General features: G+C 36.4%; 12 protein-coding genes. 5 read left to right on the top strand and 7 right to left on the bottom strand.

From position 1 onward, the window contains the following. Positions 1-3 precede the first annotated feature (3 nt). Both BAU27_RS23970 and BAU27_RS23965 read left to right on the top strand, forming a co-directional pair. Positions 4-897, top strand: a complete 894-nt coding sequence (locus BAU27_RS23970; RefSeq protein ID WP_071772179.1) for an ATP-binding protein — start codon at positions 4-6, stop codon at positions 895-897. 3 nt (positions 898-900) lie between these two features. Continuing rightward, positions 901-2784 (top strand): vWA domain-containing protein, encoded by a 1884-nt coding sequence (locus BAU27_RS23965; RefSeq protein WP_071772178.1) that lies wholly within the window; start codon positions 901-903, stop codon positions 2782-2784. Positions 2785-2820: 36 nt separating this feature from the next. Here BAU27_RS23965 and BAU27_RS23960 read toward each other — a convergent pair whose 3' ends face one another. From BAU27_RS23960 to BAU27_RS23950, 3 genes are read right to left on the bottom strand one after another with little or no spacing between them, the layout of a single operon-like run. Continuing rightward, positions 2821-3243, bottom strand: coding sequence for an NUDIX hydrolase (locus BAU27_RS23960; RefSeq protein ID WP_071772177.1), 423 nt, complete (start codon positions 3241-3243; stop codon positions 2821-2823). A gap of 60 nt (positions 3244-3303) precedes the next feature. Then, on the bottom strand, positions 3304-4269 hold the full coding sequence (locus tag BAU27_RS23955) for an L-threonine 3-dehydrogenase (RefSeq protein ID WP_071772176.1): 966 nt from the start codon (positions 4267-4269) through the stop codon (positions 3304-3306). A gap of 44 nt (positions 4270-4313) precedes the next feature. After that, entirely contained in the window at positions 4314-5504 is a 1191-nt protein-coding gene (locus BAU27_RS23950; RefSeq protein WP_071772175.1) for a glycine C-acetyltransferase, read from the bottom strand. 212 nt (positions 5505-5716) lie between these two features. Here BAU27_RS23950 and BAU27_RS23945 point away from each other — a divergent pair, with 212 nt between their 5' ends. Beyond that, positions 5717-6448: a class I SAM-dependent methyltransferase gene (locus tag BAU27_RS23945; RefSeq protein WP_071772174.1), complete on the top strand. Its 732-nt coding sequence runs from the start codon at positions 5717-5719 to the stop codon at positions 6446-6448. Between the two features lie 32 nt (positions 6449-6480). Here BAU27_RS23945 and BAU27_RS23940 read toward each other — a convergent pair whose 3' ends face one another. From BAU27_RS23940 to BAU27_RS23930, 3 genes are read right to left on the bottom strand one after another with little or no spacing between them, the layout of a single operon-like run. Then, positions 6481-7302 (bottom strand): ABC transporter ATP-binding protein, encoded by an 822-nt coding sequence (locus BAU27_RS23940; protein ID WP_071772173.1) that lies wholly within the window; start codon positions 7300-7302, stop codon positions 6481-6483. Between the two features lie 12 nt (positions 7303-7314). After that, on the bottom strand, positions 7315-8373 hold the full coding sequence (locus BAU27_RS23935) for a FecCD family ABC transporter permease (protein ID WP_071772172.1): 1059 nt from the start codon (positions 8371-8373) through the stop codon (positions 7315-7317). Then, a complete protein-coding gene (locus tag BAU27_RS23930) occupies positions 8370-9374 on the bottom strand; it encodes a FecCD family ABC transporter permease (protein ID WP_071772171.1) in 1005 nt (334 codons plus the stop codon). Before BAU27_RS23930 ends, BAU27_RS23935 begins: the two co-directional genes overlap by 4 nt. 162 nt (positions 9375-9536) lie before the next feature. Here BAU27_RS23930 and BAU27_RS23925 point away from each other — a divergent pair, with 162 nt between their 5' ends. Continuing rightward, positions 9537-10505, top strand: coding sequence for an ABC transporter substrate-binding protein (locus tag BAU27_RS23925; RefSeq protein ID WP_071772170.1), 969 nt, complete (start codon positions 9537-9539; stop codon positions 10503-10505). A 376-nt stretch (positions 10506-10881) separates the two neighbouring features. Further along, positions 10882-12231 carry a peptide MFS transporter gene (locus tag BAU27_RS23920; protein WP_071772169.1) on the top strand — a complete coding sequence of 450 codons (1350 nt, stop codon included), beginning with the start codon at positions 10882-10884 and terminating at the stop codon, positions 12229-12231. A gap of 42 nt (positions 12232-12273) precedes the next feature. Here BAU27_RS23920 and BAU27_RS23915 read toward each other — a convergent pair whose 3' ends face one another. Beyond that, entirely contained in the window at positions 12274-12453 is a 180-nt protein-coding gene (locus tag BAU27_RS23915) for an acid-soluble spore protein H (protein ID WP_071743799.1), read from the bottom strand. Between the last annotated feature and the right edge of the window lie 133 nt (positions 12454-12586).

Here is a 12586-nt window from a genome sequence, read left to right as displayed (position 1 = left end):
TACATGTTAGAACAATTTCATATACATGCTGATTTAAAAGAGCAGCTTTCTACAATTAATGAAAAGAATAAGCAAGAAGCTGGTGAAAATGCACATTTAATCGGAAAGAAAATATATAAAGCATCTGATAACAGCATTATCGAAGACGCTATTACAGCCCTTCTTCTTGGGAAAAACATTCTATTAAAAGGGCCAACTGGTAGTGGTAAAACAGTACTAGCTGAAACTCTTTCTTCTTTATTCCAAAAACCAATGCATAGCATTAACTGTTCTGTTGACCTAGATGTAGAAGGTATTTTAGGATATAACACACTACAAACGAAAGATGGCGCATCTGAAGTTACATTTGTTAACGGTCCTCTTATGAAGGCAATGAAGAACGGTCATTTCCTATATATTGATGAAATTAATATGGCAAAACCTGAAACATTACCACTTCTTCACGGTGCATTGGATTACCGTAAAATGATTACTAATCCATTTACACAAGAAGTTGTATACGGTGATGACGAGTATCGTGTAATCGCTGCGATTAATGAAGGTTACGTTGGTACAAGTGAACTAAACGAGGCATTAAAAAACCGTTTCGTTATTATTGAAGTTCCTTACATTCAAGGTGATACATTAAAAGAGCTATTACTATCTGAATCAAAATTAAATGATGTTGCAACAATTGACAAATTCGTTGCATTCGCGAGCGACCTTATGCCTTTAGCTCGTGATGGACGTGTAAGTGAAGAAGCAGCTAGTATTCGTGGCATTATCGATGCATGTGATTTAGGTGTATATATTCCTGTTATGCGTGCAATTGAACGTAGCATTATCGCAAAATTAAACGATGAAACAGAACAAATGACTGTCCGTGAATTAGCAGAAAGTTATTTCTTTGAGGGATAATTCATGAGACAAATTTTTAGTGACAAAAAAATTGATGCGTCGCTGTTTCTACAAATGGAAAACTTAATGTATGCTCTTCTAAAAGAAGACGATGCCTATCTTGAGTATGGCTATAAAGCATACTACGACGAAATTGAAAAAAAGGTTGTCATTAGTCACTTTTGGGATGATCGAAAAGAAGAGGATACAGTAATCGGATTAAAAAGCGAAGTGTTTTTGAAAGCACTTGGTAATAAACATTACTCGGACATGACTTTAATTCGTTCTTATGCGATTGAATTACAAGAATCGCCTCTAAAAAAGTTTTTAACACAATTATTTGTTCTATTAGAAGATTTACGTGTTGAGGAAATCGTCAAAAATTTACGACCTGGCACAAAACATATTTTCAAACGCCGAAAAGAAATGTATCGCAATTACTTTGGCTCACAAAATGAAATAAATCGTGTTCGTAACTATCACGGTGATCGTCTATTTTGTCTATGCTATCTTTCATTAACGAGTGATAAATATGAAATGTTTAATAATGAATATTTCGAGCAAATTGAAGCAATTTTGCATGAAACATTCCAATCTCGTAATACGGAAGATATTATGTATATCGTTGAGAAGATTCGCTATCGCTTAGAGGAACTTCTTGAAAGTGATATGCTTAATAATTATTTCGGACATGCTCCGCTTTATTTATCTGTCATTGCAGACGAAAAGAACTGTCGCGTTGAAGATTTAGCTAATGATGATACGCAACTCATAGATGACGATGAAAATAAAAACAAAATGGATGAAAGTTTCTCCACATGGCATCGTGAAAATAAAAATAACGAAAACGAGAACTTTTTACGCTTTGAATTAGAAAGCGGAACAAAAACAAACATGATGGGCGATACTGCTCGTGAATCAGAAGATGGCGATCAAGCACTTGGTTCTGTACAAGGTACTTCTCAAAAGAGTACACAATCCAACTTTGATGGCTCTGATACAGAAGAAGCAAGAGCTTCACACGCTTCTAGCCAAAACGAGGGTGCATACGGTAAGTATAATGTAGGTGCCTCTCATACCTTTAAAGAAGCTCGCAAAACAAATACCGATGAGAAAAAAGATTACCAAGCTATCAAGTCAGTCGTTAATAAAGATGTAAAAGAATTAAAGAAAATTATCGAAAAAACAATTGAAAATAAAACGAATGCAAATAGTGATAAATATTACGGAAGACTTCGTAAGAAATTCCTTCGTATTTATACTGAGAAGCAACCACGCATGTTTTATAAAAAAGGGCAAGAATCACAAGAGCTCGATGTTGCATTCCAACTACTAGTGGACTGCTCTGGTTCTATGTATAACAAAATGGAAGAAACGAAAAAGAGTGTGGTCCTATTCCATGAAGCTTTAAAATCTTTAAAAATCCCGCACGCTATTAGCGGATTTTGGGAAGATGCTTCTAGTGCGAAACCTGAAGATAAGCCGAACGTTATCCATGAAGTTGTGACATACAAAAACTCAACTTTACCAAACGTAGGTCCTGAAATTATGCAGCTTCGCGAAGAAGAAGATAACCGCGACGGATATATTATTCGTATCGTTTCTGAAAAGCTTGCGAAAAGACCAGAAAAGCATAAATTCTTACTTGTCTTTACAGACGGTGAGCCTTCTGCGCTAGACTATCAACAAGACGGTATTTTAGATACGCATGAAGCTGTCAAACTTGCTCGTAAAAGTGGTATGGAAGTAATCGGAATCTTCATCGAAGAAGGCGAAGCGAAAGAAGCAACTTATCAATTAATGAAGAACATTTATAACCATCACTTCTTAGTTGCAAATCACGCTGAGGATTTAAGATTGAAGATTAAACCACTACTGAAAAAGCTATTACTGAAGACGATTGAATAGAAAAAAGGAGCCTTTTGGCTCCTTTTTTTCGTTCAATTACTTTGTTTCTGGTTGAAACTTGTATGGAATGGCTACTTCTAGTAATGCCTCGAATCCTCCATCGTAGAATGGGAATCGTTCATTTGCGATTGTTCGATCCACCCACTCTATTGCAGAAATTTCTCCTTCATCTTCTGCAACAAGTTCACCTGTTACTACATTTGCTCGGAATGTAAAAAGTAGCGCATGATTCCCGGATTCTTCAAAGAATTTTTCATTGATCGCAACAAGTCCACCTGCCATAGCAGTTAAACCTGTCTCTTCTTTTACTTCCCTTACTAGAGCTTCCTCTAACGTTTCACCCTTTTCAACAGCCCCACCCGGCAGTGACCAAACATTTTGTTCTACATTATGTACCATTAATATTTTATCGGCTTCTTCGTCATGTATTAGTGCATATACGACGTCAACTCTTTGCATGTTATTCTTCTCCCTCTTAAAAAGAAGGAAGAGCCAATTCCTAAGAATCGGCTCTTCCTATTAATTCATCACTAACTCAGATGCAAGCTTTTTTTTTAACTTAGCCAGCATGTCAGTTGTCATTTTGTCTAAATCGTATTCTGCTTTAAAGCCCCACTCTTTCATTGCTGCTGTTGCATCAATAGAGTTTGGCCAGCTATCAGCGATTGTTTGACGAGCTGGATCTACTGCGTAATCCATTGTAAAGTTCGGAATGTGTTTACGAATTGATGCTGCAATTTGCTCTGGTTCAAAGCTCATTGCTGTAATGTTAAATGCATTTCTATGCACAAGTTTACTTGGATCAGCTTCCATTAATGAAATAATCGCTTGTAAAGCATCTGGCATATACATCATATCCATGTATGTTCCTTCTGCAATGTATGAGGTGTATGTGCCTTTTTTAATCGCCTCATAATAAATTTCAACTGCATAGTCAGTTGTTCCGCCTCCTGGAGGAGCTACGTAAGAAATTAAACCAGGGAAACGTACACCGCGCGTATCAACGCCAAACTTTTGATGATAATAATCACATAGTAATTCCCCTGCTACTTTGTTTACCCCATACATCGTAGTAGGACGCTGAATTGTATCTTGTGGCGTATTATCTTTTGGCGTTGATGGACCGAATGCACCGATAGAACTTGGCGTGAAAAACTTACAGTTTAATTCACGAGCTGCTTCTAATGCATTTACAAGTCCGCCCATATTTAAATTCCAAGCGAATAGTGGATTTTTTTCTGCTGTCGCTGAAAGTAAAGCCGCTAAATGAATAATTGTATCTACTTCATTACGCTTTGCAATATCATGTAGTTTTTGTCCATCTGTTACATCTAACGTTTCAAATGGACCAGACGTTACTACTTCGCTATCTGTTTCACGAATATCTGTTGCAATAACGTTCGATGCACCGTATACATCACGAAGTTTCATTACTAGTTCAGAACCAATTTGCCCTAAAGAACCGGTTACTAGAATTTTTTTCATTTTTCCCACTCCTCATTTGCAAGCTATTCAAAAGATGTCGTTACTTAAATGATACCCATTTCTTTCCCTACTTTTTCATACTTACGAATTGCTTCATCTAACATTTCTTTCGTATGAGCTGCTGTAGGCATATTACGAACGCGACCCGTTCCTTTTGCTACAGTTGGGAACACGATAGATTTTGCATATACGCCTACTTCATTTAGACGTTTACTAAATTCTTGTGTTAATACTTCATCACCAATGATACAAGGTGTAATTGGCGTTTCACTTTCTCCGATGTTAAAGCCAAGTTCTTTTAACCCTTGTTTTAAATAGCGACCATTTTCCCATAGGCGATCATGTAATTCTGTGCTTTCCATTAAGATTTCAATTGATCTCATGCAAGCTGCTGCATCAGCTGGTGTTAAAGCTGTAGAGAATAAGAATGGACGTGAACGAACTTTTAACCAATCAATTAAGTTTTGTTTCCCTGCTACATATCCACCAATTACCCCAATTGCTTTTGATAATGTACCAATTTGGAAATCAACTTTATCAGACAGACCGAAGTGCTTCACAGTTCCTGCACCTTTTCCAAGTACACCTGAACCATGTGCATCGTCTACGTATGTCATTAAATCCAGCTCTTCTGCAATTTCAACAATTTCTGGTAATTTTGCAATATCTCCATCCATTGAGAAAACACCGTCTGTAATAACCATTAATTTATTGTAAAGACCTGACTCTTTCGCCGCGATTGCTTTTTGGCGTAAATCTTCCATATCAGAATGTTTGTAAACAATAATTTTCGCTCTTGATAAACGACTACCATCAATAATAGATGCGTGGTTTAATTCATCTGAAAGAATCGCATCATTTTTATCCATAACGGCTGAAATCGCTGCCATATTACAGTTAAATCCTGATTGATAAGCAATTGCTGCTTCTGTATGTTTAAACTTTGCAATTGTTTCTTCCAATTTTATATGCAAATCTAAAGTACCGTTAATTGTACGAACAGCTCCTGCTCCAACGCCGTACTTATGAATGGCACCAATTGCTGCTTCTTGCAAACGGCTATCTGTTGCTAATCCAAGATAGTTGTTTGAAGATAAGTTAATATATTCTTTTCCGCCAATTGTAATGATCGGTCCATTTGAACTCTCAAGCGGATCAATTACGTTATAAAGCCCCTTTGATTTTAAATCCTCTAAATTCTCTTCTAAAAATTTCGCAAGTGTTTTACTAGACATCGTGAAGCCTCCCATCGTTCATGTAAGCGGATTAATATCTCAATAATTCTAATAATCCCTCTATTAGCTTAACATGTTTTCAGAATTTATTATAGAAAAATAGTTTAAAGTAACCGCTTACAATTTTAGATTATATATGATTCATTACAAGAAATCTATCTTTTACTTTTCATATTTGATAGAATAAAAAAATATTCAGGAGGGGTTCAAACATGGCATTTACAGAATCTGATGTATATAATAACGAAGCGTTTTTTGAGCAATATATGAAACGAAGATACCGCGAAAATAGCCCGAATGAATCGATTGAGAAGCCAGCATTCTTTCAGCTCATTGGCGATGTAAAAGGAAAACAAATTCTCGATTTAGGTTGTGGTGATGCTAAGTTTGGCGAAGAATTATTAGAAAATGGTTGCCACTTTTACACTGGGATTGAAGGCTCCAAGCGCATGTATGAAAAAGCTAGTAAGCACCTAGAAAATAAAAATGGTACTGTCCATTTTGTAAACCTCAAAGACTATACCTACCCTCCTTCTACTTTTGATTTAGTAACATCTAGACTCGCCTTACACTATATTGAACATCTTGATACTATTTTTCAAAATGTATACCAAACCTTAAAACCGAACGGCATTTTTACCTTTAGTGTTCAACATCCCGTTATTACATCTTCATTTGAAAGCTTGCAAACAAGCAGCAAGCGAACGAGCTGGCTCGTTGATGATTACTTCAAAACAGGAAAACGTGTTGAGCCATGGATTGATCAAGAGGTTATTAAATATCATCGTACAACAGAAGGGTATTTCACATTATTACAACAATCCGGATTTACAATTACACACTTAAAAGAAGCTACACCAAATCAAACCTATTTTCAAAGCGCGGAAGAATATGAACGCCGTTTACGTATTCCCCTTTTTCTATTATTTTCTTGCCAAAAATAAAAAAGACGATGAATCTTCATCGTCTTTTTTCGTTACCTCATCGCCTGAACAGCATCTTTAAGTACACGTCTTCCTCTTCCATGCGGGATACAGAGCGGTGTCCCAAATAACGGATCAGCGCTTATCTGACACTCCATACGGAATACATCCCGAACTAACTTCTGGTCAATAACTTCTTCTGGTTTACCTTGCGCATATATTTGTTTATCTTGAATAGCTACAATGTTGTCTGCATAACGGCATGCCAGATTCAAATCGTGCAATACCATAACAATCGTTCTTTGCTCTGTTTCATTTAATTCGAATAATAAATCTAACACTTCAATTTGGTGCGTCATATCTAAATATGTAGTCGGCTCATCAAGCAAAATAATATCTGTATCTTGTGCAAGGGTCATTGCAATCCAAGCACGTTGTCGTTGTCCACCTGAAAGAGCATGCACATCACGCTCAGCAAATTCTGTCATACCTGTTGCTGCAAGTGCTTTTTGTACCATTTCCTCATCTTTTTCTGACCATTGCTTCAGCCACGTTTGATACGGATAACGTCCTTGCTTTACAAGTTGCAATACTGTAAGTCCTTCAGGTGCCTGCGGTCCTTGCGGCAAAATTGCCATTTGACGAGCGATTTGCTTCGTTTGCATACTTTGAATCGCTTGATTATCTAATAAAATATCACCGGACGCTGGTTTTAATAATCTAGCTAGTGAACGTAATAAAGTTGATTTACCACAACCGTTAGAACCGATAAAGATTGTAATTTCTCCTTTTGGAATTTCTAAATTCAATTCATCAATAATGATTGTTTCACCATAAGACAACGTCAAGCGTTTTGTCTCCAATGCTTTTTGCATATTCATCTCCCTTTATGAATTCCGACTTTTATAAAGTAAATAAATAAAATAAGGTGCACCAATTGCTGATGTAAATACCCCTGCTGGAATTTCGAGTGGCGCGAAAACTGTACGCCCAATTAAATCTGCAGCAAGTACTAAAATTGCACCAACAATAGCCGCAACTGGGAGTAATGCACCGTATAAAGAACCAACTAGTCTTCGTGAAATATGAGGTGCCATTAAACCGACAAATCCAATTCCTCCAGCAAAGGCAACCGCACCGCCAATTAAAGCTGTACTAAGTAATAACATGAATACGCGTGACTTCGTTAACGGAACACCAAGTCCTACCGCAATATCATCCCCTAGCTCTTGCGCATTTAAATGTCTAGCAGCTATAAATGATATTACCGTTAAAATGAGAACCCACGGTGCAAGCACCATAACGTTTTGCCATGAAGAACCGTAAACAGTACCTGTAATCCATACATTCGCTTGACTCGCTTGGTAAATTGGCGCTAACAACATAAACAAAGTCGTTGCCGCTTTCGTTAATGCCCAAAAACCAACACCAATTAAAACAAGACTAATCGGTGATAACCCGTCATTTCTCCATGCAAATAAATATACAAAAAGCGCTACAATCGTTGCCCCAATAAAGGCTGCTAACGGCATATAATGAATGCTTACAGTTAGCGCGTTATTTTTATCACTAAATATAGCTAAAAATAGTACAACTGCAACACTTGCCCCACCCGTAATCCCGATGATATCAGGAGAAGCCAGTGGATTTCGAACGAGCCCTTGTAAAATACACCCCGCTACAGCAAGTGCTATTCCCACAAGGATTGCAATTAAAATACGCGGCATACGAAATTTATTTACAACCATATTTGACATCGCATCACCATTTCCGGTAATTGCTTGCCATACATCATAAGGAGCAATTTTCATATCTCCCATACCTGCGCTCGCAAAAAATAATCCTATTAAAACAACTAGTAAACTAAGTAAGACTAGAACAGCTCGTTTATACATTAAAAACGAGAGCCCACCTTTTCCTATACGAAACGGAATGTACTTCTTCATTTGCTAAGCCCTCTCTTACGTGCAATATAAATAAAGAATGGGGCCCCGATAAATGCTGTCATAACCCCTACTGGTACTTCTTGTGGCATAATGACATATCTAGCTGCTATATCAGCTAAGAGTAATAGTATTGCACCTAACAAGCCGCTATACGGTACTCTCCACCTGTGATCTACTCCAACAAGGAATCTGGCAAAATACGGAGTAACAATACCAATAAATCCAATTGGACCAGCGACCGCAACTGAACCACCAGACAGTAGTACAATAATAAGTAGTACGAATGATTTCATTAAAATTGTTCGTTGTCCAAGTCCTTTTGCAACGTCTTCCCCCATCATTAATGTATTTACTTTCCCTGCCATCATAAGAGATGCAATCCAGCCTATTAATAAATACGGGAATACAGATTGTAAAATCTCTAACTTTCTTCCTTGCACAGATCCGGCAAGCCAAAATAACACTTCTTCAAATGCTTTTTCATTTAAAACAAGTAACCCTTGTGTTAATGATGAAAACAACGCACTTATCGCGACACCTGCTAACGTTAACTTAAGAGGCGTTGTCCCTTCTTTTCCTAAAGAGCTAGAGGCAAATACAAGTACTGCTGCAACCGCCGCTCCTAAAAAGGAAATCCATGTGAAAGCTGATAATGATGTCACGGAAAAGAGTACAATTGCTACAACTATAAAGAACGCAGCACCTGAATTTAATCCAATAAAATCTGGAGAAGCAAGTGGGTTCTTTGTTAAAGTTTGCATCAAACAACCCGCTATGGCTAAACTAGCACCAACACTGGCTGCAATTAGTGCCCTTGGTAGGCGCACATTTTGAATAATAATATGCTCATTTGAACCATTAAAATGGAAAAAAGCATCCAACGCTAATTTCCAACTCGTATTTGTATATCCAAAAATAATACTTCCCCAAATACAAATAGCGACTGCAATGATTCCAACAAATAATCCAATCCATTTTGCTTGATTTGTTTTTAATAACATGCAGCGTTTCCCCTTCAATGTATAATGATACGTTGTAAGTGTATTTCAACTTAATTCTCATTGTCAACGATAATGAGAATTATTTTCATTGACAATTGGACCACGAAGTATTAATATCATGCTTGCTATTGAAAAATATTCTCAACCTGTAGGGGGTACATAATGAATTTCATGCAAAAGAAATCGTTCACAGTATTTGTATTTCTACTAACTTTTTCACTTCTTTTAAGCGCTTGTGGAAAATCAAATAACAAAGAAGAGTCTACAAAAGAAGATAATAAAAAAGAAATGATTACGGTTGAACATGCAATGGGTAAAACAGAAGTTCCAGCAAACCCAAAACGTGTAGTTATTTTAACAAATGAAGGAACTGAAGCCTTACTTGAGTTAGGTGTAAAACCAGTTGGGGCTGTAAAGTCTTGGACTGGAGATCCATGGTATCCACATATTAAGGATGAAATGAAAGATGTAAAAGTTGTCGGTGATGAAGGACAAGTTAACGTTGAAACGATTGCTTCTTTAAAACCAGACTTAATTATCGGTAATAAAATGCGTCACGAAAAAGTGTATGAGCAACTAAAAGCAATCGCACCTACTGTTTTCTCAGAAACATTACGCGGTGAATGGAAAGATAACTTCAAATTTTATGCGGAAGCATTAAATAAAGAAAAAGAAGGTCAAAAGGTCTTAGCTGATTACGAAGCACGTATGAAAGATTTAAAAGGCAAACTCGGCGATAAAGTAAATCAAGAAATTTCTATGGTACGCTTTATGCCTGGTGACGTTCGTATTTATCATGGTGATACATTCTCTGGTGTTATTTTAAAAGAACTTGGATTTAAACGTCCTGGAGACCAAAACAAAAATGATTTTGCAGAGCGTAACGTATCTAAAGAGCGTATTTCTGCAATGGATGGTGATGTATTATTCTACTTCACATTCGATAAAGGAAACGAGAAAAAAGGCTCTGAACTAGAAAAGGAATATATAAACGATCCTCTATTTAAAAACTTAAATGCAGTAAAAAATGGAAAAGCATACAAAGTTGACGATGTAATTTGGAATACAGCTGGCGGTGTAATGGCTGCGAACTTAATGCTAGACGACATTGAAAAACGCTTTATTAAATAATAAAAAACCAGCGCCCTCTTTTATGGAGCTGGTTTTTTCATTTCACTGAAGTGTCACATTATTTCATTTTGTATTTTTATTCCCAATATGTTATATTATAAAAGTAAATACAGTGTTTTTTCTCTATATCAGAATAGATATTTTAATCTAAATTTTCTGATTAATCACTATTTTACTTTCTTTTAGAATTCAATTACTACATTTGAAAACGCTTATTATCTCGTTTTCAGGGAAAAATACAATAACGGTTGAAGAAAAAATGAATTATTTCAGAAATTTTCTTTCTATTTCCATATAATTCTATTGACTTCTAAATATTTTGTGAATTAAAATAATTACATAAATATCCGTTATACAGGATTAGGGGGAAACAAACATGGATGCAGCTTTAAAATTAGACAAAGCTGGAGAACAACAATCACCAAAAAAACATCCACCAGGATTATATTTGTTGTTCTTTACAGAGGCATGGGAAAGATTTAGTTATTACGGAATGCGTGGCTTATTAGTTCTTTATTTAACAACGAGCTTAGTAAGCGGCGGTTTAGGATTTGATAAAGCAGTTGCTGTGCAAATTTACGGTCTTTTCACAATGTTCGTATATTTCACACCGATTATTGGTGGTTGGCTAACTGACCATTTCATTACGAAACGACACGCCATTACCATCGGTGGTATCATCATGGCACTTGGTAACTTTGTACTCTTTTCAATGAACACTAAAACTGGACTATTCTTAGGGTTAGGATTATTAGTTATTGGTAATGGATTTTTCAAACCAAATATTTCGACTTTATTAGGTCAATTATATAGCGAAAATGATTCTCGTCGTGATAGTGCCTTCACTATCTTCTACATGGGAATTAACTTAGGAGCTTTTATCGCTCCATTCATTTGCGGTTATTTCGCAGATTATAAATACGGATTCTTAACAGCTTGTATCGGTATGATCATTGGTCAGATTGCATTTAACACATTAGCACCTCGTTACTTAGGATCTATTGGAACAACTGTTGTCGGAAAACAATCTAAAGAAAACAATGCAAAAGTAATTGAGAAAAAACCTTTAACAGCACAAGAGAAAAAACGTACAGTTGCAATTTTAATTTTAACTTGTTTCGTTGTATTCTTCTGGGCAGGATTTGAACAAGCTGGTAGTTCTTTAACACTTTATACAGATAAATTCGTAGATCGTACAATTGGTGGATTTACAATTCCAACACCTTGGTTCCAATCTGTAAACCCATTGTTCATTATCTTACTAGCATTACCAGTTTCTGCATTATGGATTAAACTTTCAAAAACAAAAAATGGTGATTTAAAAATCCCAACAAAAATGGCATTAGGTATGATTTTACTAGGAGTTGGATATTTAGTTCTAACTTTAGCTGTTTTAAAAACTGGTAGCGATGAAGGTAACATTACAATGAAAGCAAACTTACTGTTCATTGTGTTCACTTACATGTTCCATACAATCGGTGAATTATTCTTATCACCAATCGGATTATCTATGGTAAGTGCAATCGCTCCTCTTAAATTAGCATCTTTATTAATGGGTGTATGGTTAGCTGGTACTGGCTGTGCAAACTTATTAGCAGGGCAATTAGCTGCTTTCACTCAATCTTTAGGATATTTAGAAGTATTCGCGAGCATCGGTGTTATCGTAATCGTGCTAGGATTAGTACTTCTTATGTTCTCTAAGAAAATTGCACATATGATGGAATAGCAAATAAAAAAGACGCTTCTACAATTAGAAGCGTCTTTTCTATTACCTCTCTTCTAAAGCCGTCACATCCACGTGAACGCTCTCTCCTGGATTGGATACGTCATACACTTGAGCACTCCCCTTCTGCTCATCACAGCTCTCAATCCATACGGGGACTCCCTCATATGTAACATCAATTCTACTTGAAGAAGATAATATCTGTTTCACACGTTGTACATCCATTATATTATTCCTCCTTTAGCTTACAACACTCCTTTCTATCTTTTCATATCCCTTCAGAATATATTCCAACAATTTAGCACTTCAACCGATAGTTTGTTTCTTTCTCACGCGTTAATATATACGCTCTCAAATC

The sequence above is a fragment of the Bacillus sp. NH11B genome (assembly GCF_001884205.1).
GTDB classification, from domain to species: Bacteria; Bacillota; Bacilli; order Bacillales; family Bacillaceae_G; genus Bacillus_A; species Bacillus_A proteolyticus.
This window is presented reverse-complemented; position numbering and strand designations above follow the sequence as displayed.